This is a genomic window from Shewanella sp. Isolate8 (assembly GCF_022398495.1).
Classification (GTDB): Bacteria; Pseudomonadota; Gammaproteobacteria; order Enterobacterales; family Shewanellaceae; genus Shewanella; species Shewanella aquimarina.
Genome location: NZ_JAKEVI010000003.1, coordinates 774,147 through 798,968, shown reverse-complemented (window position 1 = coordinate 798,968; position 24,822 = coordinate 774,147). Strand labels below are relative to the sequence as shown.

The 24,822-nt window shown below is 52.0% G+C and carries 27 protein-coding genes; 10 read left to right on the top strand and 17 right to left on the bottom strand.

All coding sequences use genetic code 11. The annotated features are described in order from the left end of the window. Positions 1–6 precede the first annotated feature (6 nt). The 5 genes from L1D43_RS15970 to L1D43_RS15950 all read left to right on the top strand — a co-directional run bounded on the left by L1D43_RS15970 (position 7) and on the right by L1D43_RS15950 (position 4,125). Entirely contained in the window at positions 7–1,461 is a 1,455-nt protein-coding gene (locus tag L1D43_RS15970) for a YdiU family protein (RefSeq protein ID WP_239853093.1), read from the top strand. A gap of 70 nt (positions 1,462–1,531) precedes the next feature. Then, a complete protein-coding gene (locus L1D43_RS15965; RefSeq protein WP_239853091.1) occupies positions 1,532–1,837 on the top strand; it encodes a DUF3630 family protein in 306 nt (101 codons plus the stop codon). Further along, positions 1,834–2,835 carry a serine/threonine protein kinase gene (locus tag L1D43_RS15960; protein WP_275659157.1) on the top strand — a complete coding sequence of 334 codons (1,002 nt, stop codon included), beginning with the start codon at positions 1,834–1,836 and terminating at the stop codon, positions 2,833–2,835. The genes L1D43_RS15965 and L1D43_RS15960 overlap by 4 nt, the downstream gene beginning before the upstream one ends. 128 nt (positions 2,836–2,963) lie before the next feature. Continuing rightward, on the top strand, positions 2,964–3,575 hold the full coding sequence (locus L1D43_RS15955; RefSeq protein ID WP_011864071.1) for a thiol:disulfide interchange protein DsbA/DsbL: 612 nt from the start codon (positions 2,964–2,966) through the stop codon (positions 3,573–3,575). A gap of 337 nt (positions 3,576–3,912) precedes the next feature. Further along, positions 3,913–4,125 carry a DUF1107 domain-containing protein gene (locus tag L1D43_RS15950; RefSeq protein WP_011864072.1) on the top strand — a complete coding sequence of 71 codons (213 nt, stop codon included), beginning with the start codon at positions 3,913–3,915 and terminating at the stop codon, positions 4,123–4,125. A gap of 69 nt (positions 4,126–4,194) precedes the next feature. On the opposite strand, the gene L1D43_RS15945 is transcribed toward L1D43_RS15950, so the two are convergent. After that, on the bottom strand, positions 4,195–4,401 hold the full coding sequence (locus L1D43_RS15945) for a cell division protein ZapB (protein WP_041511814.1): 207 nt from the start codon (positions 4,399–4,401) through the stop codon (positions 4,195–4,197). A 195-nt stretch (positions 4,402–4,596) separates the two neighbouring features. Beyond that, the gene (locus L1D43_RS15940) at positions 4,597–4,869 is read right to left on the bottom strand and encodes a Rho-binding antiterminator (RefSeq protein ID WP_239853089.1); all 273 of its coding nucleotides are present in this window, start codon (positions 4,867–4,869) and stop codon (positions 4,597–4,599) included. 93 nt (positions 4,870–4,962) lie between these two features. Here L1D43_RS15940 and L1D43_RS15935 point away from each other — a divergent pair, with 93 nt between their 5' ends. Further along, positions 4,963–5,745, top strand: coding sequence for a DUF1223 domain-containing protein (locus L1D43_RS15935; RefSeq protein WP_239853087.1), 783 nt, complete (start codon positions 4,963–4,965; stop codon positions 5,743–5,745). Between the two features lie 37 nt (positions 5,746–5,782). Here the strand turns inward: L1D43_RS15935 and L1D43_RS15930 are convergent, their stop codons facing one another. Next, positions 5,783–6,373: an outer membrane beta-barrel protein gene (locus L1D43_RS15930; protein WP_239853086.1), complete on the bottom strand. Its 591-nt coding sequence runs from the start codon at positions 6,371–6,373 to the stop codon at positions 5,783–5,785. 177 nt (positions 6,374–6,550) lie between these two features. On the opposite strand from L1D43_RS15930, the gene L1D43_RS15925 reads away from it, so the two are divergent. Then, positions 6,551–7,900 (top strand): alpha/beta hydrolase, encoded by a 1,350-nt coding sequence (locus tag L1D43_RS15925; protein WP_239853084.1) that lies wholly within the window; start codon positions 6,551–6,553, stop codon positions 7,898–7,900. A 222-nt stretch (positions 7,901–8,122) separates the two neighbouring features. On the opposite strand, the gene L1D43_RS15920 is transcribed toward L1D43_RS15925, so the two are convergent. The 5 genes from L1D43_RS15920 to L1D43_RS15900 all read right to left on the bottom strand — a co-directional run bounded on the left by L1D43_RS15920 (position 8,123) and on the right by L1D43_RS15900 (position 13,331). After that, positions 8,123–8,866: a cupin domain-containing protein gene (locus tag L1D43_RS15920; RefSeq protein ID WP_239853082.1), complete on the bottom strand. Its 744-nt coding sequence runs from the start codon at positions 8,864–8,866 to the stop codon at positions 8,123–8,125. 170 nt (positions 8,867–9,036) lie between these two features. Then, a complete protein-coding gene (locus L1D43_RS15915; protein WP_239853080.1) occupies positions 9,037–10,101 on the bottom strand; it encodes a hypothetical protein in 1,065 nt (354 codons plus the stop codon). Between the two features lie 163 nt (positions 10,102–10,264). Next, positions 10,265–11,398, bottom strand: a complete 1,134-nt coding sequence (locus L1D43_RS15910; protein ID WP_239853078.1) for a hypothetical protein — start codon at positions 11,396–11,398, stop codon at positions 10,265–10,267. Between the two features lie 41 nt (positions 11,399–11,439). After that, on the bottom strand, positions 11,440–11,808 hold the full coding sequence (locus L1D43_RS15905; RefSeq protein WP_239853076.1) for a cytochrome c3 family protein: 369 nt from the start codon (positions 11,806–11,808) through the stop codon (positions 11,440–11,442). 5 nt (positions 11,809–11,813) lie between these two features. Beyond that, positions 11,814–13,331: a flavocytochrome c gene (locus L1D43_RS15900; RefSeq protein ID WP_239853075.1), complete on the bottom strand. Its 1,518-nt coding sequence runs from the start codon at positions 13,329–13,331 to the stop codon at positions 11,814–11,816. A gap of 332 nt (positions 13,332–13,663) precedes the next feature. On the opposite strand from L1D43_RS15900, the gene L1D43_RS15895 reads away from it, so the two are divergent. Further along, positions 13,664–14,443 (top strand): TetR/AcrR family transcriptional regulator, encoded by a 780-nt coding sequence (locus tag L1D43_RS15895; RefSeq protein ID WP_239853073.1) that lies wholly within the window; start codon positions 13,664–13,666, stop codon positions 14,441–14,443. Positions 14,444–14,843: 400 nt separating this feature from the next. On the opposite strand, the gene L1D43_RS15890 is transcribed toward L1D43_RS15895, so the two are convergent. Genes L1D43_RS15890 through L1D43_RS15870 form a run of 5 tightly spaced genes read right to left on the bottom strand, consistent with a single transcriptional unit; the run spans position 14,844 to position 19,156 of the window. After that, the gene (locus L1D43_RS15890; protein WP_239853071.1) at positions 14,844–15,971 is read right to left on the bottom strand and encodes a hypothetical protein; all 1,128 of its coding nucleotides are present in this window, start codon (positions 15,969–15,971) and stop codon (positions 14,844–14,846) included. A gap of 34 nt (positions 15,972–16,005) precedes the next feature. After that, positions 16,006–16,461 carry a DUF3299 domain-containing protein gene (locus tag L1D43_RS15885; protein ID WP_239853069.1) on the bottom strand — a complete coding sequence of 152 codons (456 nt, stop codon included), beginning with the start codon at positions 16,459–16,461 and terminating at the stop codon, positions 16,006–16,008. A gap of 58 nt (positions 16,462–16,519) precedes the next feature. Continuing rightward, positions 16,520–17,260: a cupin domain-containing protein gene (locus L1D43_RS15880; protein ID WP_239853067.1), complete on the bottom strand. Its 741-nt coding sequence runs from the start codon at positions 17,258–17,260 to the stop codon at positions 16,520–16,522. 30 nt (positions 17,261–17,290) lie between these two features. After that, positions 17,291–17,644: a cytochrome c3 family protein gene (locus L1D43_RS15875; protein ID WP_239853065.1), complete on the bottom strand. Its 354-nt coding sequence runs from the start codon at positions 17,642–17,644 to the stop codon at positions 17,291–17,293. A gap of 9 nt (positions 17,645–17,653) precedes the next feature. Next, positions 17,654–19,156, bottom strand: coding sequence for a flavocytochrome c (locus tag L1D43_RS15870; RefSeq protein ID WP_239853063.1), 1,503 nt, complete (start codon positions 19,154–19,156; stop codon positions 17,654–17,656). A 187-nt stretch (positions 19,157–19,343) separates the two neighbouring features. On the opposite strand from L1D43_RS15870, the gene L1D43_RS15865 reads away from it, so the two are divergent. Together L1D43_RS15865 and L1D43_RS15860 are read left to right on the top strand one after the other, a co-directional pair. Beyond that, entirely contained in the window at positions 19,344–20,108 is a 765-nt protein-coding gene (locus L1D43_RS15865) for a TetR/AcrR family transcriptional regulator (protein WP_239853045.1), read from the top strand. A 145-nt stretch (positions 20,109–20,253) separates the two neighbouring features. Then, complete coding sequence (locus tag L1D43_RS15860) at positions 20,254–21,345, top strand: branched-chain amino acid aminotransferase (RefSeq protein WP_239853043.1); 1,092 nt, start codon at positions 20,254–20,256, stop codon at positions 21,343–21,345. Positions 21,346–21,408: 63 nt separating this feature from the next. On the opposite strand, the gene L1D43_RS15855 is transcribed toward L1D43_RS15860, so the two are convergent. From L1D43_RS15855 to L1D43_RS15840, 4 genes are all read right to left on the bottom strand, one after another. Further along, positions 21,409–21,813, bottom strand: coding sequence for a hypothetical protein (locus tag L1D43_RS15855; RefSeq protein WP_239853041.1), 405 nt, complete (start codon positions 21,811–21,813; stop codon positions 21,409–21,411). A 232-nt stretch (positions 21,814–22,045) separates the two neighbouring features. After that, positions 22,046–22,735 carry a GntR family transcriptional regulator gene (locus L1D43_RS15850; RefSeq protein ID WP_239853039.1) on the bottom strand — a complete coding sequence of 230 codons (690 nt, stop codon included), beginning with the start codon at positions 22,733–22,735 and terminating at the stop codon, positions 22,046–22,048. Between the two features lie 204 nt (positions 22,736–22,939). Further along, the gene (locus L1D43_RS15845) at positions 22,940–23,887 is read right to left on the bottom strand and encodes an acyltransferase (RefSeq protein ID WP_239853034.1); all 948 of its coding nucleotides are present in this window, start codon (positions 23,885–23,887) and stop codon (positions 22,940–22,942) included. A gap of 24 nt (positions 23,888–23,911) precedes the next feature. Then, positions 23,912–24,796 carry an acyltransferase gene (locus L1D43_RS15840; RefSeq protein ID WP_144203859.1) on the bottom strand — a complete coding sequence of 295 codons (885 nt, stop codon included), beginning with the start codon at positions 24,794–24,796 and terminating at the stop codon, positions 23,912–23,914. Positions 24,797–24,822: the final 26 nt, after the last annotated feature.

The window sequence follows — 24,822 nt, the reverse complement described above, 5'->3', positions numbered from 1 at the left end:
TAGCCAATGAAGTTTAAGCAAGATTATTTCGACCAGCTGAGCGGGTTTTATTCCCAGGTGACCCCTCAGGGGCTGCCGCGCCCGCAGTGGCTGGCCTGGAGTGAAGATGCCGCCGCGCTAATTGGGCTTAAGCAGCCCGATGATGAGTTGCTGCAGGGGCTGGCGGGCAATCAGGCTATCCCGGGTGCCAGCTATTATGCTCAGGTCTACAGTGGTCATCAGTTTGGCGGCTACTCGCCCCAGCTTGGCGACGGTCGCTCCATCATACTGGGTGAGGCCGAGGGGCCGCAGGGTTACTGGGATGTGGCACTCAAGGGCGCCGGCATGACGCCTTACTCCCGCCATGGCGATGGCCGCGCCGTGATGCGCAGTGCGGTGCGCGAATTTCTGGTTTCCGAGGCGCTGCATCATCTCAATATTCCCACCACGCGCGCCCTGGCGGTGATCGGCTCTGACTTGCCGGTATGGCGTGAGACTCAGGAGACGGCGGCCATTACCGTCCGTCTGGCCAAGAGCCATATCCGCTTCGGTCATTTCGAGTTCTTCTGCCACAGCGAGCAGGGCAGCAAGGATAAGCTCAAGCAGCTGCTCGACTTTACCCTGAGTCAGCACTATCCCGAGTTGAGCCGTGACCAGGCCGGCTACATCGCCTGGTTTAACCGTGTGGTGGCCGATACCGCCAAGTTGATCGCCCACTGGCAGGCCGTCGGCTTCGCCCATGGGGTGATGAACACAGACAACATGTCGATCCTCGGCGACAGCTTCGATTTCGGCCCCTTCGCCTTCCTCGATACCTTCGAGGAGGACTTTATCTGTAACCATTCGGATCCCAATGGTCGCTATGCCTTCGGTCAGCAGCCGGGCGTCGGCCTGTGGAACCTGCAGCGTCTGGCCCAGGCCTTAGTGCCGATTATCGCCTCGGACGATCTAATCGCCGCCCTCAATACCTATCAACATCACTTGGTGCAGGCCTATCTGGTCTTGATGCGCGATAAGTTGGGCATCAAGTTGGTTGAGTCGGCAGGCAGCGAGCAAGATGAGGCGGACCTACAGCTGATCGGCGGCTTTACTCAGCTGATGGAGGCTAACCGTTTGGATCACACCAACACCTGGCGCCGCTTTGCGCAGCTGGATCCGAATAGCCAACACTCCTCTCTCAGAGATGACTTTATCGATCTCGCCGGTTTCGATTCCTGGTATCAGGCCTATCAAGAGCGTCTGGGGCAGGTGAGTGATGTGGCCGGCTGGCAGGCGGCGCGGGCACAGGTGAACCCAAAGTATGTGCTGCGCAACTATCTGGCTCAGGAGGCGATTATCGCCTGTGAAGAGGGCAATACCCAGCCACTGGCCGATCTGCACCAGTTGCTGACACGCCCCTTCGACGAGCAGCCGGAGAAGGAAGCCTACGCCAAGCGTCCACCCGAGTGGGGACAGGGACTTATCATGTCCTGTAGCAGCTAGCCGGCCGAGATAGCCGCGCGTGGGTCTAAAAGAATCAGTTTGAAGAGGCAGGGAACACCCTGAGTAAGTTATGAATCAAGAGTTGAAGATCACCGCCATTAAGGTCGAGCCCCAGGCCAAGAGCCTGTCGATTCTGGCCGATGTGGATTTTGACCGCTTCGATCCTTTTGCCGAGGCGCTCGTTAAGGCGCTGGATTGCCGGGTGATCGAGCGTCATTGGGGCGCCGACAGGCATCAGTGGCTGCTGGAGTTCGAGGGCAGCCTGTTGCAGCTAAATTATGAGTTTTACGGCGATGTCTGCTGGCTGTCTGTGGAGCGCGATGATGAAGTCGAGGTGCTCGTCTATCTGGCCAGCCTATTGGAGTCACAGCTATGACAGAATCGATGCAAGGGGCGGGGTTTCATTTTCAGGCCTTGACGCCGGATCTCATCCTGGATGCCATTGAGTCTGTGGGCATCTACCCCGAGACAGGGCTGTTAGCGCTCAATAGTTATGAGAACCGCGTCTATCAGTTTCGCTGCGATCTGGGGCGACGCTATGTGGTGAAGTTCTATCGCCCCGAGCGTTGGAGTAATGAGCAGATCCAGGAGGAGCACGACTTCTGCGCCGAGTTGGTGGAGGAGGAGATCCCTGTGGCGGCGCCCGTGATCATCGAGGGGCGCTCATTGCAGGAGTATCAGGGTTATCGCTTCGCGCTGTTTCCGTCCATGGGCGGGCGTGCCTTCGAGGTGGATAACCTGGAGCAGCTTGAGGAGGTGGGACATTTCATCGGTCGTATTCATCAGATGGCCAAGCGGCGTCCCTTTGTGCATCGTCAGACCCTGACGCCAAAATTGCTGGGCGATGAGTCTCTGGCGTGGCTCAAGGGCTCAGATCATGTGCCACCTAGCCTTGAGACCGCCTATTTCACCATAGTGGAGCAGGTGCTGGAGAAGGCGAAAGCCATCTGGCATCAACATCCCACCGAGGCGATCCGCCTGCATGGGGATCTGCACCCTAGTAACATCTTGTGGACCCCGGACGGCCCAGGATTTGTCGACTTGGATGACGCCAAGATGGGACCTGCGGTGCAGGATATCTGGATGATGCTCTCGGGCGAGCGCTCGCAGCAGACCCTGCAGCTGGAGGTGTTGCTGGAGGCCTATGAGGAGTTCTGCGACTTCGACAATCGCCAGCTGCATCTGATCGAGTCGCTGCGGGCGATGCGTATGTTGCATTACAATGCCTGGCTGAGTCGGCGCTGGCAGGATCCGGCCTTTCCGATGCATTTCCCCTGGTATGGCGAGGAGAAATATTGGGAGCAGCAGATCTTGGCGTTCAAGGAGCAGCTGGCCAAGTTGGACGAGCCGCCGCTCACCCTGATCCCCTATTAGCCCGGCAAACCTGGCTGTAATTTGTAACAGAAAAATGAACTTATCCGCTTGAGGTGGACTCCAAACCACTTTAAGGTATGGTCAATCTATTTGTCATAGTGGTGCTTAGGCACTGGGAAGGAAACATAATGAAAAAAGCGTTATTGGTAGCACTGGCACTCTTAGTTGCCCCTATGGCGGCACTGGCCGCCGATTACAAAGAGGGAGTTCATTACACAGTGATCAACGATGGCCCAGCTACGGCTAAGCCAGAGATCGCCGAGTTTTTCTCTTTCTACTGCCCACATTGCTACAACTTTGCCAAGACTCAGGTGCCTAAGATCAAGGCTAACCTGCCAGAAGGTGTGGTGTTTAAGCAGAACCATGTTGAATTTATCGGTCGTGAAATGGGCCCAGAGATGTCTCGTGCCTTCGCCGTAGCGAATCAGCTGAAGGTTGAAGACAAGATGGAACACGCGCTGTTTGCCGCTATCCACGACAAGAAGCAACGTTTCGTTAGCCGTGACGATATCCGTCAGCTGTTCATCGCCAATGGCGTAGATGGCAAAGATTTCGATGCCGCCGCCAACTCTTTCATGGTGAGCGCACAGATGGCGCAGATGAAGCGTGCGACCGAGAATGCCAAGCTGTCTGGCGTACCTGCCCTGGTGGTAAACGGCAAGTACCGTGTCGAGACTGGTGCGATTAAGTCTTATGACGAGTTGCTGCAGATCGCTTACTATCTGACTAGCTTGAAGTAATCGGCAGTCGGTTATCGAAAGGGGCTTAGGCCCCTTTTTTGTTGCCCAGAATAAAAAAAACCGTATTTCCGGTCGCTTTGGAAATACGGTTATTGAGCTAAAAAGCTCTATTTACCCTGAGTAACTATTCCAATCTACCAGCGTGTCAAAAATTTGGCAAGTGACAATTTTTGTTTAGGCTAGTCTATTAGTCTGATAGACAAGGTAAAAATTTCGCACTATGGCATGAAGGTCAAAATTAGCGAAAAAAATGCTCAAAAAATTGAAACTAACATGGTAAAAGACCTGTCGAATCTAAGTATAAAAATAAGAACGCAGAGTCTTGCTTGGAGGTCTCATGAGAGTTTTTCCTGTCTACGCGCCGAAATTGATTGTTAAACATGCCCGAATCTTTGTTTCTGGGGTGATCTGGGTGAAAGACCTGGGACGATTAGAGTTCGAGAAAGGAAAATTTTTGCTGCCGCGTCAGAGCCTGCCTCAGGTAAAACGCGCCATCATGGAATTGAATGAAATGATTGAGCACCAACATAACGAGGCGAAGACGGCTTAGGTCTTCGCGCATCGAACGCGCTTATCAATAGAGCCTCATGCTCCTTGTATAAGCGCCTCTACTCTGAAGTTATTCGCTAACTTCGTCGTTCAGCAGACCCACAAGCCCGGTCACTTTTTCGTTCCAAGAGTTGAGATCTTGACTCAGCTGTTGGTTCTGTTCGTTCAGGGTGTGGTTCTTCTGCTTCTCTTCTTCAAGCTCCATTTTCAGTAGCTCAATGGTTTCGAGTGCCGCTTGGATTTTTGTCTCCAGCTTGGACAGTAGTTCAAGGCTCATGGGGAGGTCCTAATAGTTTCTGGATGGTGCTTCGATTCTATCAGTGCCGCTATCTGAGTGAATAGCTAATTCGTGCTAAATGTCTAAAAATCCATCTATATATGGATTAAACATTGTTTATTTCGTCGGCGCGGCGAGCATACTGCGCTAAAGGGCTTGTAAGTGACTCGCCGGCGGCCCCTGGCGTTAATCTTGTTAGGGTTTCTTGGCTGCGGCGATCACCACACGATCGAACGCCGCGCCCTGGGTTAAGGGGGTGATGGCCTGAATATGATCCAGGCGGATCTCCTGCTCGCCCGCCTCGTTTCTCACGGTCAGGTACTCGCTCTTATCCGACCTGGTGGTGCGTGTGATGGCGGTGGCACGAATGTCGCCTTCTGAGGTCTCGATAAGCAGTTGGTAACCCCTGATGCAAGCCAGCTCCAGGTGGTCGTGAACATGACAGTCTATGATGCGATAGGGTTCCATAGGTTTTCCTTTGATTGAAGAGGGCATCTTTGAATGTAAATGGCGCGGCGCCGGGTCTCTTAAGTAGATGCCTATCATCTTGGAGGATAACCCGTGCCGAGTAAACTTGCCCTATTGCTCTTGCTCAGTCTGTTTACTCAGCCGCTTTTGGTGGCGCAGACGCAGACGCAGACGCAGTTTCACAAGCGCAGTGGTGAGCTGCAACCGCTTGTGATAGAGCTGTTTACCTCTCAAGGCTGTAGCAGCTGTCCGCCAATGGATCGTTGGCTCTCGGGTTTCAAGCGGGAGACCGGCCTGTGGCGCGATTACTTTCCCTTGGCCTTTCATGTGACCTACTGGAACTACCTCGGCTGGCGGGATCCCTTTTCCAGGCGTGCCTTCAGTCGCCGCCAGTATGACTATCTAAACCACAAGGGCATCTCCCAGGTCTATACGCCGCAGCTGGTGATCAATGGCCGCGAGTGGCGCCCGGGTGGCCAGGGTTTACTGCCCGATGAAGCCGCTATGCGCCCGTTAGTGGGCAAGCTAAGCGTGACCATAGCGGGGCAAGCAGTGACGGCGACATTTGACAGCCTGTTGCCCAGTAATGAGGGGCTCACGTTGCACCTAGCCTTGCTGGGCAGTGGTATGGCGACTCAGGTTGGCAGGGGAGAGAATCGCGGCAAATATCTGCGAGAAGATTTTGTGGTCTTAAGTCACCAGCACTTTCGAGGCATTGACGCTACCCCGGTAAGCTTCTTAGGCACTTTGGGTGCCTTACCCGGTGAGGCCAGAGAGGCGAAGCGCTTGGCCTGGGTAGCCTGGGTAGAACAAGATCATCTCCCCCTGCAAGCGGTTGGGGATTGGCTGGAGAATGAGTCAATAGATGAATATTAAAAAAGCCCCTTGCGGGGCTTTCTTGTATAGACTCGGCTTAGAAGCGGTAGTCTACAGACAGGTAAACCTGTTGGCTGTCATCCAGTGAGAAAGATGCCTTGTCGCCAGCGTCTGACGCGAAGCCTTTCTCATAGTCTTGCTTCAGGTAACGGTAGCCGATCTCTGTGCTCAGGCTATCGTTGATCTTGTACATGAAACCTGTTTGACCACCCCATACGAAGGTGTTTTTAGATTCCAGCATGTCTGTGTCTGGGCTCACATGGTTCACACCAGCTGTCGCACCGATAAACCAGTTGAACTTGTTGTTTGCATCTAGGCCGACCAGGTAGTCGTAAGACATCAAGAAGCTCTGCTGCTTAGCGAAGTCATCTGAGTTGTAAGAGTAAGTACCGTATACGCGGTTGTTGTCATTGAGGTAAACACCGCCACGTAGCTCATAGATCATGTCGCTATCTGAATCTTTGAAGGTGCCCTTGCTGAAGCCAGGATCGACCGCTTCGGTGATCTCTGCCTTGTAGTTGTTCTCTTGTGAACCGATACCGCCACCGATGAACCAATCTGCGGCCATAGTTGGCGCTGACAATGCTGCGGTGATGACTGCGGCTACTGCTAATGTCTTCTTAGTCATAATATGCTCTCTCTTAAAAGGTGGTGTTGTTTTCGTTGAGGGCATAGTAAGTTAGCCTTGCTGAACCAAAACTGAATGAGATCTGCAAGTTAGATTGCAGGTGTCATGTCTATAGATGTGGCGCCTGTGGAGCTTAAGGTCCCCGATGAGCGTCGAGACAAATGAAGGAGTGAGACGATGAAACTGGTGTTTGTACATGGATGGAGTGTCACCAGTACCCAGACCTATGGCGAGTTGCCCCAGGCGCTGCTTAAGCTGGCCCCCGAGGCCTTGGCCCTGGATATTGAGCACATCTATCTGGGGCGTTATATCAGCTTTAACGACGCGGTGACGCTGGAAGATCTCAGCATCGCCTTCGAGTCGGCTCGCCTCGCCGAGCTGGGGGATGAGCCCTTCTCTGTGATTACTCACTCCACCGGCGGTCCACTGATTCGCCACTGGTTGTGCCGCTATTACCAAGAGGCAGCGACGACGCCGCTACAACACCTGATCATGCTGGCGCCCGCCAATCATGGCTCGGCATTGGCGCAGCTGGGTAAGTCAAGGGTGAGTCGACTCAAAGCCTGGTTCGATGGTGTCGAGCCGGGTCAGCGAGTATTGGATTGGCTGGAGCTGGGCAGCGACGGTCAGCATCAGCTCAATCTGAGCTGGCAGCAAAAGGATTGGCTTAGCAGCGACGTCTATCCCTTCGTGCTCACTGGAGAGGCCATAGACGGCGCGCTTTACGACTATATGAACAGTTACACCGGCGAGGCTGGCTCTGATGGCGTGGTGCGGGTGTGCGCCGCCAACATGAACTTTGTCTATGCCAAGCTGGCGCAGCAAGTGGGCGTACTCTGCGACAGCTTCGACGGCGAGTGCGCCGAGACTTTGGTGCTAACGGAGTTGACCCAGGCCGTTGAGCCTTGCGTCTTAGGGATTGTGCCTAGGGCGAGTCACAGCAATCGCAAGATGGGGATCATGAGCTCAGTGACCCAGAGAAATGCCGCTAACAAGCCTGTGGTCGCCGATATTCTCGATTGTCTGAGGGTAAAAGATCGCCAGGGGTATCGTAAGCTGAGAGAACAGATGGCGCTCGAGTCCGAGGCGAGTCGTAAACCACCCCGTTACTGCATGCTGGTGGTGCGAGTGTTCGATAACCTGGGCCATGCCGTCACCGACTTCGATTGCTATCTCTTGGCGGGCGATGAGTACCATGCCTCGCGGTTGCCCCACGCCATGGTGCTGGATAAGCAGCGTAACAGCGTCAACGGTAACGTGATCACCTTCTATTTGGATGCCAATAAGCTCTCCAAGATAAAGGCGGGTAAGCTGGGGCTTAAGCTGATCCCAAGGCCAGACGAGGGTTTTTGCCATTACAAGAGCGCCGAGTTTCGCTGTGAGCCCGAGCAGTTAACCCAGCTGTTTGGCGCCGATCAGACCCTGATGCTCGATGTGCAGCTTGAGCGCTATATTGCCCCCAATACCTTCGGCTTTGCTAAGGTTGGCGAGAAAGCGGACTTTAAGCAAATACCGCCGCAGGATTAAAGGTGGATAAAACAAAAAGCGGAGCCAGAGGCTCCGCTTTTTAGATTGAGTAGACGAGCTTATACCAATCGTAATAAATAATTGATCATTCTAGCTTGTTAAAACGCTCGATAACTGTAGTAGTATTTTTAATTGTAGAATAACTGCTTATCTAAAAATCCTGCTTTGTTCTCAAGCGTTTTTTCTGCGCTATTTCTGATCACATGTTTACTGTGATTGGTATTATTTCTTAAAGAAGGCTTCGTTGGTGCCGTAGGGGCCTAAGTTAAGATCACGCTTACGGATGGCATCGACGCGATCGAAGGCTTCTTCGGCAACACGCAGGTTTTTCACGTCTTTACGCCAGTAGTATTTGAAACCGTCGAAGTGGGCGTTGTTCGGATACCAGTAGATCACCCCCAGGCCCTTCTCAGACATGATAGGCGTGTTGTGGATAGTGGCGCCTGGAATATAGAAGTATTGGCCGGTGCCGAGTTTCTTAAACTGGTTGTCTGCCAGGGTTTGTCCCTCGCCGTTGACCACGTAGTAACATTCTGGTTGACCGTGGAAGTGAGGCGCATGGTCTGACTTGCCACCATCGGTAATACCAATCACCACAGGGCTATCAGATAGCTCTTTCCAGATATAACCCACAGGGGATTTAGTGCGGTCACAGTCTTTGACTTCTAAGATGTTGCCGTCATCATCTAGGGTCTTACAGAAGCGTTGATCGGCGGCGATACTGTCGTTGGCTTGAATCGTGGTGAAGTCGATCTTGCCCGCTTCCCAATCGGCAATATAGGCCTCGACCTCAGGGTTACTGCACTGCTCTGGCATAGTGTCTTGCGGTGAGTAAGGTGTGCTGTCGTATGGTACAGGCGTCATCTGCTGAAACGGCAGCTGCGCATGGTTACATTGTGGGCCCTGGGCCACGGCGGTTGTTGAAGCCAGAGCGGCCACACCTAATAGCATTTTTAATTTCATCATTCCTGTCCTATTGTTGCAGCCAATGGCCGCGTTATTTTGGGTGTAAATTTGTGTATGGACTAACGATAAAGTGATTAGTTTGTTGTAAAGGTGAAATGGATCACGCCACTTTTTTAACAGCAAACTTATTCGTGACTCAGCTCGCGAATAATCTTACCTATCGCCGTCTATTACAGTGAGAATTGCATACTCAACTGGGCATAGTTTGAGGCCCCGCGGGGGCTCGGGGCTGTCGTGTCAGTGCTGGCGTCCTGAATCTCATAGCGCCCGAATTCGACCCCGACGCTGAGCGCCGGCGTGAGATCGGTAAACAGGTTGACGCCCCAATGGTAGCGGTCCGTCTGTTCGACCTCTGTGGTGGTGCGCCCATAGAAGAGGGTCGAGCGGCTGCGTTCGCTCCAGAAATGGCGATAGGCAAACATGCCCGATAGCGACGTCTCTATCTCGCCCTCTATGATGTCCCTGGCTGCATCTGTGCCTACGTAGCGCCCCAGGTTGCCGTAGTGCAGCTGTAGGCGCAGATCGTCTCGTCCAAAGGTGAACAGCTTGGCCCCCACCGATAGCCCGCTGCCCCATTGCCGGCTGCCGTCTGGATCGAGATAGCGGATCAGGGTCGATACAGAGACATTGCCCCATTCGCCTGTTTGATCGTATCTGATGATGGCGTCGGGCAGATAGTCGTTACTGGTATCTATCCACTGCATCTGCCCTTGGTTGTCAGGGCTGGTGGTGCCGTAGGTGTAAGGGTTTTCCAGGGCAAACTGCCAGTGTGTGGTGCTAAAGCGAAACTGCGCCTGTCTGATCATGGCCTGACCGACCAAGGGGCCGCCGAGATCGGCTGTTTCGGCAAAGCTGCTGGTGTTGACTAGCGTTGACCAGGTTTGCCCGGCGGTAATGCCTTGATACTGAATGAAGGCATGCCTGAGTCTGGGGGCATAGGAGTTAGAAATGATGGGATTGCCCTGGGCGGAGCCGACAAAGTCTATCTCGGCGAAGCCAAAGATCTGCTCATGATTGAGTTTGACGTTGAAACGGCTCTCCTGAGCGCTAAATTGAGTGCGCTTAGCCGGATCGACGACCCGGCCGCCGCCGCTCCAGCTGTCTTGAAAGGCGATGTTACCGTCGACATAGCGTGCATTGGCCTTGAGAAAACCACCCAGTTCGATGCTGGTGGCGTGAGCCGAAGTGGCTGAAAGACTGAGGCAGAAGAGGGCACAGCTTAAGTATGTTTTCATAGTCTTGGCGTCGATTGATGGAGAAAAATTAAAAAAAAAGCCCTATCAGATAGGGCCAGATTGAAAATGCGTTATGCGTGGGGAGCGGCATCTAATCTCAATAAAGGGAAATGGCAGAAACCCAGTGAGAGCGACCAGGTTTCTGCCGGGCACTTATGCCAGGTTAGAAATAGTAACCAAAGTTAATGTTGACCCGTTTGTCCCAATCGTCGCCAACCTCTGGAAGCCCCACATGGTCATTGTTAGCGGTTGAGAAGGTCATGTTCTTACCCATCACGAAGTCGACCATGGTATAGGTCGGGCCGGCGGCGATGGCACAGCCAGTGACGTTTTGCATGCTGTTGTCATAGCTGTCATCGGCAACGTCGGGTGTCATTACGCCAAAGTCGTTGTAGCACTTCACGCTACCCCAGTCGGTGTTGAAGGTCTTGGCAAGGTTCACGCTATATGCCTGACCCTTACTGGCGATTTCATATTGCCAGCTCACCACTGAGACCCCAATCTTGTTTGGGTCGACGGCGTCGGCGGCGTCGTATTCATACTGCATGGCCTGCAGTTGAAGGTTCCAGCCCTTGTAGCTGCTGTCTAGGTGCAGCGCGACTGCATAACGGTCACCGTTGTTGCCCGTCTTATTGTTATAGATCTGACCATACTGCACAGAACCGCCAACCGTGGTCGAGCCGCCTTCATGCTCCAGGGTGTAGGTTTGGCGCACGTTGAACTGGTTGGTCTCTTCGTTGTTGTACTCGGTGCCGTTGATGGTGCCCGTGTAGAGATCTGTGGCGTAGCGCTTGTTCTCTGCCGGGCCATACTCAGGGTTCTTGTAGAAGGCCAGGTCTGTGTGCCAGCCGTTCTTTTCATAGATAGCCTTGATACCTACATCATGATCATCTTCGAAGCCCAGGTAGTAGGGGATGCCGAACCACCAGCTGTTGGAGATGAAGTCGCGGTTACCAAAAGGCACCTTGTTGATACCGAGCTGCAATTGCCAGTCGGGGTCGATATTGTAGTAGCCATAGCCATACTTGACGTAGTCGGTACTGGAGGTGAAGCGGTATTCTGCCGCCAGGCCCCAGTCGCCTTTTTGGCCGTTGAACTTGATGGCCGCCATATCGAAGGTCAGATCACCGCCCTTGTCCTTAGAGGCCTCGCTATAGTCTTTATAGCCATAGTTAACACGTACCGCACCGCCAACATTGATACCGTCTTCCTGTTCCCCGGCAAACGCCGTTGAGCCAGAAAGGGCTATCGCGGTGGCGACCATAGACAACATAAACTGAGTGGTCTTTTTCATCATCATTACCTATTAGTATTTTTAAGTATTTACGTCAGAATTTGTTACATCTCACCGAACCAGGTGCGGTGACATTCGGCGCAGACTGGCGCCTTTTTCTCGTGTTCGCCATGACAGGCCAGGCAGCTCGCGCCTTGGTTATAGTGCAGAGACTTATGTGGATGGGCCTCTGGGATGGCCAGCTTGCTTTCGTCTACCGGAATGCTATTGATCTCGCCGTGACACTCGACGCAGGCGGTATCTGTGGCGTTCTTCTTGCCTGATCCCTGGTGACAGCCCTGGCAGCCATCTTGGTAGATAAACTCGTGGTTGGTGCGTCCCTGAGTCTTGCCCTTCATCTTGACGAGATCGCCGGCGTAGACGCTTGAAGACAGTGCCAGTCCCAGTAAGAGGGTTAAAATACATTTGTTCATAGTGATTAAGCCTGCGCGTCAGATTTGATGGTTTCAGAAACGACGATTCCCATCGCCAAACATTCGAGACAAGAGGTCGAGCTGAGTCTGGCCTCGCCGTGAACGCCACCCGTGGCCTCACCAATGGCATAGAGCTTGTTGATGGGTGACATGGAGCGGCCATCGATAACCCGGGCGCCGAGATCTGTCTTTAGACCACCCATGCAGTAGTGCACCTTAGGCCAGATGCGCGAGACTACATAGGGGCCGGTCAATACCTCGGCCGTGTCCATCTTGCGGTTGAATAGCGGGTCTTTACGGGCTTTAACATGGCCGTTGTACTCGCTGATGGTGCGTTTTAGCTCGGCCGCCGGGATGTTGAATTTGCTGGCTATCTCATCTAGGCTGTCCAGTTTCCAGGCCATCTTGTCGCGCAGCGCACGCACCACACGGTCGTCGTCCTTGTATTTCTCGTAGTTGAACAAGACTACTGGGTAGGCCGGACTGTTGTCTGGATAACGGTTTTTCATGATTGCTTCGGAGCAGGTTTTACGGTCTGCACGTTCGTCCATGAAGCGTTTTCCATTGAGGACGCTGATGGCGGCGCCTTGGTGCCAACCAATTGAAAGCAGAGCATTTGACCAGCCAAAACCACCCTCATCGGGTGAACCCCAGTGGCCGGTTTGAATCAGGTTCATGTGCACGGGCAGGGCGCCGTGTGCCATGGCGGTGAGGGTTACCTCGCCGGTGGCGCCAAGGGCATTGGTGCAGTCAAGTGTCGGGTCCAGCGAAGGGTCGACCACCTCCCTGAGTTTCATGTTGCGGGCGAAGCCGCCATTGGCCAGGATCACCGCCTTGTTGGCTTTGATGTAGACGGTGCTGCCGGTCTTGATGTCGGGGAAGCGATAGTTTTTACGTACCTTGAGTCCGACTATGGTTTGGCCATCCATGATGAAGTCTTCAATATAGTGTTGCAGGCGGTACTCGACCCCCTCTTTGACACCTGCCTCATACAGCTTGGTGGTGATGTCGCCACCCGTACCATGCTGTGTCCGTATGGCGCGAGCCTTGTTGTGGCCGCCGACCTGAATGTTGAAACCATCGCGGAACTTGACGCCTGTGCCTATGCATAGCTCATAGGCATCGAGGGCGCGATTGGCGATCTGACGCAGCGCGGCCTCGTTCTGCATGCCGCGGCCAGAGATGATCTGGTCTTTGACTAACTCTTCGGGAGAGTCATCTTTGATGCCCTGTGCCAGCTGAATCGGGTTTTTGGGGATGGCTAGCCAGCCACCATTGATGGCCGAGTTGCCGCCGATGACCTGCATCTTTTCCAGTACCAATACCGAGCCGACGCCTTGACGCTTGGTATTGAGCGCCGCCGACAATCCGGCAAAGCCGGAGCCGACGACGATAACGTCATGAGACTCGTCCCATTGTATCTCTTTGCACTCTTTGGCAAAGGAGGTGGCGGGCATTGCCACGGCCATGCCACCTATGGCGGCTCCCGCACTAAGCTTTAAAAAGTTTCTTCTGTTGTGCATTGCTAATGTCCTCTGTCTCTTTATGCTGGCAAAGATAGAGGTTCTGCAAAGCGTTAAAGGTGAAGTAAGTCACGGCTTTTTTTGAGTGGCAAACTTATTCGTGAACCATGTCTCGAATAACTTTTCTGAAATGTTTCTATGCCGGCGAAATGTAGGCGCAAGTGTATCTGGGCGTGAATTTTTCTGCGTGAATGTTTGTTTGACGTGATTCACAAAGCCTGACAGTAGCGGCCGTTTTACGTGAGGTTTGTCCCGATTAGTTAAGGGGTCACTGTAATTCGAAAATAAATTGGGCGCATACTCTCGCCTCTTCCACGATAAGGGTGTAAACGATGAAATGTCCCACCGATACTTTGCCAATGATGCGTTGCAATCAGATCTTGGATGCTGCGGAGCAGCTTATCGAGTCTCAAGGGATAGTGTCATTTAAATTCTCTCAGCTGGCGAAAGAGGTGGGTTGCTCGACCGGCACTCTCTATAAATTTTTCGAGCGAAAAGAAGATGTGTTGGTCTGCCTCTTCCTGAGGAGTGCGACATCGAATCACTTACCCATCTTTATCGATAAACATCCCGAACTGACGGCGCAGGAGAGGGTGCTCTTGCCTATCATGTTCACCTTCGAGACCATTAAACGCAGCAAGAGCTTTTTCACCCTGCGTTCGGTGTCGGTCAATACCATGGTGTGGCAGCTTGCCAGCGACGAAAAAATTGAGCGATTTAAGAAGCGAATCAATGCCTTTTGGGGCTGGTTTACCGAGTCGTTGCACCAGGCGATAGAGAGGGGAGAGCTGGAGGCGACACCCTTACAAGTTAAGGAGCTGGTGCAAGGCATCACCTTCTATCTGACCGGTTCGCTGACCCAGTTTGAAAGTCAGTTGATCGCGCCCGAGTATCTGTCAAATCGTCGTGAGACCTGTTATCGCCATCTCGCCAAGTTGATGGGGCAGTATCGCTGGCATAGGCCGTTAACCCCTGAATTATTCGATTCGCTTGAGGCACAAACCACGGCGTTTTTCGACCAGCACTATCGCGATCATATGAGCTGCGCCGCCTGCAGTGCGCTGACGAGTGTTAATTTGCAGGATTCCCCCGAGTGTACTAGGGCCTGTTGACCTTTCAAGTTTAATTTTTGTTCAATCTAAACGCGTTTTGCGCGAGGCGAGAGCCATGAAGCATAGTTACTCTATGTGAATGGCGAACAACAAAGTGCAGCGCGCGTTTAGATGAACCCGTTGGGCAGCGTTTGTAGGCCATTTCTACGGTGTTATCGTCAGTTTGTGTAGGATACTACACGGCACAGGCTCTGCCTTGTATAAATCACCTTCAAACTGCTGCAAAAACAAACGGCAAAGATCAACAGGCCCTAGGCATAACCTCACCGAAAAAAGCCCTCGATAGGGTCGAGGGCCGGGCCAAATTTGTTGCGGTGGTGTGATTAGATGAGCAATAGCGCGGCCCTAAAGCTGCAAGTTAGGCGGAAGGAGCAACTGCCACCTAACTTTTGTTGCCAGGTTAGAAGTAGTAACCAAAGTTGATGTTGACCCGCTTGTCCCAATCGTCGCCAATCTCTGGAAGCCCCACATGGTCATTGTTAGCGGTTGAGAAGGTCATGTTCTTACCCATCACGAAGTCGACCATGGTATAGGTCGGGCCGGCGGCGATGGCACAGCCAGTGACGTTCTGCATGCTGTTGTCATAGCTGTCATCGGCAACGTCGGGTGTCATCACACCGAAGTCGTTGTAGCACTTCACGCTACCCCAGTCGGTGTTGAAGGTCTTGGCAAGGTTCACGCTATATGCCTGACCCTTACTGGCGATCTCATACTGCCAGCTCACCACTGAGACCCCAATCTTGTTTGGGTCGACGGCGTCGGCGGCGTCATATTCATACTGCATCGCCTGCAGCTGAAGGTTCCAGCCCTTGTAGCTGCTGTCTAGGTGCAGCGCGACCGCATAACGGTCACCGTTGTTGCCCGTCTTGTTGTTATAGATCTGACCATACTGCACAGAACCGCCAACCGTGGTCGAGCCACCTTCATGGTCCAGGGTGTAGGTTTGGCGCAGGTTGAACTGGTTGGTCTCTTCGTTGTTGTACTCGGTGCCGTTGATGGTGCCCGTGTAGAGATCTGTGGCGTAGCGCTTGTTCTCTGTCGGGCCATACTCAGGGTTCTTGTAGAAGGCCAGGTCTGTGTGCCAGCCGTTCTTTTCATAGATAGCCTTGATACCTACATCATGATCGTCTTCGAAGCCCAGGTAGTAGGGGATGCCGAACCAGAAGCTGTTGGAGATGAAGTCACGGTTACCAAAAGGCACCTTGTTGATACCGAACTGCAATTGCCAGTCGGGGTCGATATTGTAGTAGCCGTAGCCATACTTAATGTAGTCGGTGCTGGAGGTGAAGCGGTACTCGGCCGCTAGGCCCCATTCGCCTTTTTGGCCGTTGAACTTGATGGCCGCCATGTCAAAGCTAAAGTCGCCAGCTTTGTCTTGAGAGGCGTCACTATAATCTTTATAAGCGTAATTGACCCGAACGGCACCGCCGACATTGATGCCATCTTCGGCGTGGACGATAGTGCTTGCGCTGCCTAGAACGAGGGCGAGTGCGATGCTAGAGCTTAAAAGTGTGGCTTGTTTCATCATGTTTACCTATAGAGTTTACTGCGCGGTGCCGAGCTCAGTGTGAGTGGCTCGATGCCGAAGGGGCGACTTTAACTGGGTAGGGAATGGCTTCATCGCCCTGAATGAAGTAACCCGTTTGTGCAAAGGCATTCTTTTCTGAGCGCACTGCGAGAGTGCCTGAGATATAGATGGGCTGTTCTATCTCAGGTAGGGCAATGGGCTGCTCAAATGTTACGTGGATCAATTGGTTTGGACCTGGCGGTGGTCGGTGGATACAGGCACCTTGTCGTGGCGACAATAAAAAGTCTCGTGTTTGTCCCTCTAGAGTATCCAGAGGAATAACGAAACCAGGAATAACCACCTGCTTGCCATTAAGCGCCTGATTAATGTTGACTTCAGCCGGGAGTTTGGCCGGCCCGGGTGCCAGGCTGTTCCAAAGGATCGCCTGTGGTGCATCGGCAAAGATATTGCTGCTAAACAGTAAGCTAAAGATAAGAATGTATTTTTTCATAGTTATTTAAGGGGCCGTTCTTAACGGCCCCTTACTCTGGCCTAATGAAGACTAAGCGTTACTTTTTCGATGACTGGATAACATCCCAACCATAGCCGCCTTTACCTGAACGGACGGCGTGTGAGTTGGTATATGGGATGAAGTCAAACATCAGGGTTTCACCTGGGCCAACATCTTTTGGCCATTGATACTTAAAGGTGGAGAACTTGCCGTCGAGTGGGAACCAGTACATGTAGATCAGATCCTGATCATCATAGGTGTTTGGTGTGTAGTGCATCGCCTTACTTGGGATTTCGATGTAGTCACCAGGTTGGAATGGCTGCATTCTTTCTTGCGCCCAGGTTAGGCCTTCACCGCTAAGATTGTAGTAACATTCCATTTCTCTGTGGTAGTGAGGAATGGCCGTACCCGGTGCGACGCGAACTAAGCCAATAACAGTAGGTTCGTCGTTAAGCTCTTTCCAGCACATACCCACTTCAGTTGCACTGGCGCCGCCTTCAGGACATGGAATAAGCGTATCGGGATCGGCAATTGTCCAGGTTAGCCAGCCTGAGTCATTCGCCCCCTTACCACCATGGTCGTTTGACTTGACTGAGAAGATATCTTTTTCGCCACTTTGCAGCTCTTTGAGGTAAGCCATTGCCTGCTCCTGCTTACAAACCATAGGCATGGTCTTAGTCGGAGCATTAATGGTCGAAAGCGTTGGCTTTTCGTTGTGCCAAGGCTTATCGGCTGGTTTATCGGCAGCAACGGCGCAGCCTGTCATCAGTATTGCAGAGGTGATTAGTAGTTTTTTCATCATCATTTCCTTTGGCGATTATTCGCCTTTTTAGTGTTTAAATTTTGGGTAATCAAAGTTGTGACAATCCATACAGATTGCTTGCTTTGGTGTGTGCTCTCCGTGACATTCCATGCAAGGCGCTTCTTGGCCATAGTGCATGCTGTCGTGAGGATTCTGTTTGGCGTCATGGCCCTCGCGTTTGGTCTGCTGTGCCAGCTCGCCCATGTCGTGACACTGTAGGCAGGCATCATCTGATGGAAAGCGCTTGGTGCCTTGGTCATGACAGGTCTTACAGCCTGAGTCATAAACCATGTCATGGTAGTCGCGCTTATCTCTTGCTTGAGCCGACAGGGCGATACAGCTAGTTAGTGCCAGCATAAGTAGTACGTTGATCTTGTTCATGTTTAATCCTTAAGCCTTCATGATTGAACGTGCTGCGGTTACGCCGAATGCCATACACTCTGGTGTGGAGCAGCCTCCTAAGCGGCTGACGCCGTGAATCCCACCTGACACTTCGCCAGCGGCATAGAGGCCTGGGATTTTCTCGCCAGTTTTGGCGGCAATCACTTCGGCTTTTGTGTTGATTTGGATACCACCTTGGCAGTAGTGGACCTTTGGCCATAGGCGTTGCACGATAAAAGGTGCCTTGAGGTAAATCCCTGTGCTCATGTTCATTCGTTTGCCAAATTGTGGGTCTTCGCCCGCTTTGACATAGGTGTTCCAATCATCAATCTGTTTTTTCAGCGGCTTGAGTGGTACATCGAAGTGCTTGGCGATTGCTTCGACGCTGTCGAACTCCCAGGCGACGTTATAGCGCAGCACATTCTCCATTGAGGGATCTTTTTGAGCCTCATGCTTGGGCGCAATTAGCAGGGCTGGGTTAGGCTTGCCATCTTTATCACGGCGCTGTACTTCGAGGTCTGCTCGTGTCTTGCGATCGGCAGTTTCATTCATGAAACGTTGGCCTGTAGAGCGATCGACCGCGATAGAATGTGGGAAGTTGTAGAGTGAGAAACCTGCACCATAGCCAAATCCGCCTTCATCGGGAGAAGCCCATGGGCCAGATTGAATAAAGCTGAGGTGAACAGGCATGGCACCTTCGGCAAGCATGGCGATAAGGCCGTCGCCGGTAGCGCCACGTGCGTTAGTACAACCGACTTCTGGACCCAAGTTAGGATCTAATGCCTGACGGAAACTGACGTTGGCACCAAAGCCGCCCGTTGCAATCAGTACCCCCTTGGAGGCGCGAACATTGATCAGTTCGCCTGAGCCTTCGTGACCGAAGTGATAGCCTCGACGCACTTTGATACCCAATACTTTGCCGTCGGCAGCTGTGATTAGGCCTTCAAACTTGTGACGAATCTTGGTTTTGACACCGTAACTGCGCGCCGTTTTAAGCATAGGGCGAATGAACCCGGAACCGCTGCGTTCGACGACTTGGTGGCTACGCGTGGCGCTGGTACCGCCGGTATTGATGATGTGGTCGCGGTAGACACACCCACAATCTTTGGTGAGTTGGTAGATGTAGGGGCCTAACTCGGCACTGTGGCGTAACAGTTCTTCACTGGCGTAGCCGCGTCCCGATTTCAGCTGGTCTTGCACCATGAGCTCGGCGCTATCTTCGATACCGAGCTTTTTCTGTAGATCTGTGTTGGCAAAGCAGGCTTGACCGGCATTTAGGGTGCTGTTACCACCGTATACGCCGAGCTTTTCGAATACGACAACATCTTTGGCACCGAGTTTTCCCGCTTCAACCGCTGCTGCTAGGCCTGCAAAGCCTGAACCGACGATGATGATTTCGTGCTCTTCATGCCACTTTATGTTTGATGGGCTTGCATTTGAGCTGAAGGGAACTAGCGCGCCAGCCGCCGCGGCGCCAGCTCCTAGTTTTAAAAATGAACGTCTTGTTTGCATGTGTTACCTCCGATTAACTTGGGGTAACAATAATTTTTAAGTTGCTTTTCAATTATGCGCCAAATCACACTTTATTAGGGGGGAGAAAGTTTTATGTGATGCTGATTAAGAAAATGTTTCTTTTAAGTATATTAATAGTATGAGCGCCATAAAATAGATTAATAGTTGAGTGTTAAATGGTGATTATATGCGCTGTCCCAAAGATAGTTGTGAGGCGTTGCGATGCAACCAACTGCTAGATGAGGCGGAAAAATTAATTGATAATCAGGGTGTTGTTTCTTTTCGCTTTGCTCAGATCGCAAAGCAAGCTGGTTGTTCAACCAATACGCTTTATAAATATTTTGAATCAAAAGAAGATGTATTAGTTTGTCTTTTCTTAAGAAATACTACATCTACTCGAATTCCTGTATTTATTAAGGAAAATCCGCAGCTTAATATTCATCAGCTTGCCGTCTTGCCAATTTTATTTACCTTTGAGGTGGTTAAAAGAAGTCCGATATTTAATATATTGCGTGTTGTCTCAATTAACAGTATGTTCTGGCAGTTGGCAAGCTCAGAAAAAATTGATGTTCTGCGAAATAGAGTTAACTTATTTTGGAGCTGTATTCGTCAGCCTATTGATCATGCGGTCAGCGTGGGAGAGTTGGATGCAACGGAGGCAGAAGTTAAGGAACTGGTGCAATCGCTATATTTCTTTCTGGCAGGAGCGACCTCTTCATACGAGAGTAAACTGATGGATGAATATTACTTTACTCCCGATGATGAGACTGGTTATCGCCATATCAGTCGACTGATGAATCGATACCGCTGGCAGAAACCTATCACCAAAGAGATGATGCAGGAGATGACGCAGAAGATCAGCGCCTTTCTAGATAAGGGGGAAGGTAAGGTGCGTTCCTGTAATACTTGTGCAGAGATAGGCAAACGTCACCATTGCAGTGAAATTGAATAGCAAGTGATGTAACGCTTTGGGTGGATTAGCTGTCTATATATCTGTACTCCCACTTTAATGAAGAGTTTGATGGCAGGCCCCATTGAGCTTGACTTTAAAGCAGGGCGTCCATAGTCTGCTAGATCAGTATTCAAGGTGGTATGCAATGCAAATAAATTATAATTTAAAACCTGCGTCTGAACGCCGAACACAGCAGTTTAAGCCTGAAGCCAATGTGGGCTTCGGTAATCTTAGAACTGACCATATGTTTTTGATGGATTACCGCGATGGGGAGTGGCGGGATCCGAGAATCGTTCCTTACGGACCATTCGAGATGGCACCGGGTGCCATGGCTCTGCACTATGGTCAATCCATCTTTGAGGGGGCTAAGGCCTTCATGCATGACGATGGCGAGATCTATACCTTCCGTTTAAATAAGAATGCCGAGCGTCTCAACCTGAGCGGCGAGGTGATCTGTATTCCGCCCATACCCGAGGCGATGCAGCTGGCGGGGATCAATGCATTGATCGATGTCGATAGGCTCTGGTTTCCGATGCAGGATGGGGCCTGTCTCTATATTCGTCCCTTCGTATTTGCGACCGAAGACAGACTCTCTGTGAGCCCGAGCCAGCAGTACACCTTCTGTGTCATGCTGAGCCCAAGCGGCGCCTACTATGCAGATGGTTTCGATAAGGCGATTCGTCTGTTGATCACCGAACGTTTCCACCGCGCGGTATCGGGGGGTACGGGCGCCTCTAAGGCGGCGGGCAACTATGCAGCCTCGCTCAGAGCGGGCAAGGCGGCGGCAGAATATGGCGCGGCCCAGGTGTTGTATCTCGATGCCAACAACAAGCAGATCGAAGAGGTGGGCGCGATGAACCACTTCCATGTGCTAAAAGATGGTACCATCATCATACCTAAATTTACCGATACCATTTTGAAGTCTATTACCTCGCAATCCATCATGGAGCTTGGGGAGGCCCTCGGCTGCGAGGTGCGTCAAGAGACAGTGATGCTGGATAAGTTTATTGCCGATATCGAGTCCGGTGAGATCGTCGAGGCCGGTGGCTTCGGTACTGCCGCCGTGGTGTCGCCTGTAGGCTCCTATATCTTCGAAGACCATAGGGTTGTAACGGTCGGCGATGGTGAGGTGGGTGTGCATACCCGCCGCATCTATCAGGTGTTGACGGATATTCAGAAGGGCAAGCGTCAGGGCCCAGAAGGCTGGATGCAAAAGGTTGAGCGCGTTGCGCCTTAACTCCTAGCTATGCCCTTGATAGCTATACCCATGAAAAGAAAAGGCGCCCAGGAGGCGCCTTTTTTAATCGAATGTTACGGTTGCAGAGACCCGCACCGGCTGGGCCGTCTTGTTGTAGACCGTGGCGTTAAATCTCTGCTGGCTAAATCTGGCGAGCAGTGCTTGTTTCTGTTCGGGTGAGAGGGTCAAGTCGTCGAGTTCAAGATCCACTAGCTGCCCTGACCCATTGATGCCAAAGCTGATGTTGAGCTTCTGTTTTTGTTCTACCAAACCTTTCCAATTCAGGGTACTGTCTTGTATGACCCAATACTTGCTTAGCTGAGTCGGGGTGACTTCCAGATAGTCTCTTGGAGTTTGGGTAATAGCATTACTCTGGCAGGCGGAGACAAATAGCGGTAATGCGAGTAACGCTGCCAAGCGAAATAGCGATGATAGTTTGTGTCTGGCGACAACATCGAGTGGGTTCACAGCAACTACTCTCCGTTAATGCGTTTTTATGCATGTATCTTGCTCATTTAGGCGGTCAAGTATATTAGCATTCACTTAAAAGTTGTAGTCAGTTTTGTGACATTTACAATAATTTGGCGTTAAAGATGAGTGACTCTTGCTTAATATAGAGAAAAGGCCTTGCCGGAAGGGAGGGGCAAGGCCTTTTCGAGTCGATGCCAACGAGTGTTCGCTGGCATGAACCAGGTTGCTGCTACTCTGCCTGTAGCGCCTTAAGTCGTTTCTCTGTGTTGATTCGGCCCTGCTCTATGTGACGGCGCATCAGCAGGCTAGCCAGTTCGCCATCACCAGCGGCAATGGCTTCGACAATGCGTCTGTGTTCGGCAATCGCCTTGGTCGGTCTGGTCTCGCTGGTGCATTGATAGCGATACATGCGCAGCAGATGATAGAGGTTGCCGATGAGGGTTTCCTGCAGATGCTTGCTACCGCTCGCGCGTATGATGCGGTAGTGAAAATCCACATCGCCATCTTGCTGAAAATAGGTATCGCCCTTGGCTAGCGATTCTTCCTGACTATCCATCAGACGTTGTAGCTGCATCAGCGCTGTGGGACTTATATGCTTCGCGGCCAGTTCGCAGGCCATGCCTTCTAACACGCTGCGCAGACGATAGAGATCGCCCAGCTCATCTATCGACAGCTGAGCGACGCGGGCGCCGACATGGGGAATTCTGACGATGAGGCGGCGACGCTCCAGGGTCAACAGGGCTTCCCGTGTGGGGCCGCGACTGATGCCGTATCGCTGGGCGAGCATCTGCTCGTTGATCTTACTGCCGGGGGCGAGTTCTCCCTTAATGATACTGGTTTGGATCGCCTGCAATGCCTTATCCGCCAGGGTGAGTGCCGGCGTCTCAGTGTCTATGGTGTTTAATGCGTCTAACGCCATCGGCTTGCTCATTAAGGGATAAGAGGAGTAATGAAGTTAGTGCGGATGGTTTGGATTGTCAACAATCTGTCGGTAAAACTTAAGTCTAACGCAGGCATTTAGCCTTGAAATCGTCATTTTATGGATAGCTTACGGCTTTGCTGGGGTGGTATTGTAGACAACCTTGGGTGTTCGCCGCCCGAAAAGGCGACGAATCCAATAAAATTAGCGACTCTCTGCCAGAGATGGGGTCTCTTCGGTGATCAGCTGATCTGAGTTATAGCGGGTCAAGATCTGATGAATCTGCTCATCTTTTTGTTGCCAGACGCCATTGAGCCAACGCTGGAACTGAGCACGACACTCGGCGTCGTTGAAGTATCTCTGGTCGTCGACCTCGGGTACCGGCATAGATTCGATGCGCACCACGATACTTTTCACCTTGCCGTGCATCACCTCGGATAGCGTGTTGTCGGCCGAGTCTGGATAGACCAGGGTGACGTTAAGCAGGCTGGTAAACTGCTCGCCCATGGCCGAGATGGTAAAGGCGATGCCGCCTGCCTTTGGGCGCAGCAGATAGCGGTATGGAGAGCGCTGACGAGCCTTCTTCTCCGGGGTGAAGCGACTACCTTCCACATAGTTGATGATAGAGGTAGGAATGGTCCTAAACTTTTCACAGGAGCGGCGGGTGGTCTCTAAGTCTTTGCCCTTGAGTTTAGGGTTTTTACGCAGCTGCTTGGCGCTGGTGCGATTCATGAAAGGCATGTCCAATGCCCAGCAACCGAGGCCAAGGAAAGGCACATAGAGCAGCTCTTTCTTCAGGAAGAACTTGAGCATAGGGATGTTGTTACGCAGCACATAGGTGAGGGCGGCGATGTCGAACCCACTGAGATGATTGCTGATCAGCAGGTACCAGCCATCTTTCTTCAGTCCTTCTAGCCCTTCGATATCCCACTCTATCTTGGCGATCAAAAACAGAATGCCGCCATTGAGGCTGGCCCAGCTCCACATGCAGCGATTCATCAAGTGAGTGATCCCGGTGCGCAGCAGTGTGATCGGTAGCAGGAGTTTAATTATGCCGCCAATGCAGATCAAAGTACTCCATAACACAGTGTTGATGATCAACAAGGTCAGGCTAAGCGCAAACAGGAGGGGTCCGGGTAAAAAATTTAGCATCTTTCTAAAGCACCTTATCTGCGGTTATTGCTGCGCCATTTTCGTTAACATGGCGTCCTTTTCTTGCCAGATACGATTGAGTTGTTCCTGAAAACTGATCTTGTAGGCGCGATCATTGAGGTAGTCGCCACGCATCTCGGGAGCGATTTCGCTGACCTTGATGTGGACCCTGACCTGTTTGACCCGGCCGCAGATATAGTCCCAGTAGCTGGGTGTGTTGCCTGGATAATAGATGGTGACATCGACTAGTTTATGGATCTGCTCACCCATTGCCGACAGGGCGAAAGCCATACCACCCGCCTTCGGCTTGAGCAGGTGGTTAAATTCTGAGTTTTGCTTTTGATGTTTCTCGGGTCTAAAGCGGGTGCCCTCGACAAAGTTCATCACACTGACCGGCTTAGTCTTAAACTTGGCGCAGGCCTTACGGGTGATCTCGATATCTTTGCCCCTGAGCTTTGGATTCTTGCGCAGTTGCGCGCTTGAGTATCGGCGCATGAATGGGAAGTCTAGCGCCCACCAGGCGAGGCCCAGCACTGGCACGTAGAGCAGCTCCTGCTTCAGGAAGAATTTCAGGAAAGGGATCTTATGGTTGAAGATACGTTGCAGGACCAAGATATCTACCCAGGATTGGTGGTTGGCGATCACCATGTACCACTCCTTGGGGGAGAGATTGCTGTCGCCTTCAATCTGAACATCCACTCGGTGGAACAGACGTTCGATTAAGGTGTTGACGCTGATCCAGGCGGTCGCGCAGTGATCCAACAGGTAGCTACACAGGGTACGTAGCGGCGTGATAGGGATAAGTTTTATTATACTTACCAATAAGATAGGTATTACCCAAAAAAGGGTGTTGATGACATAACAGCTAAATGCCAAGCTGCCTCTTATTAGTGATAACACCGCGCCCATTAAAGCCCCCATAAAAAATTCGGAGA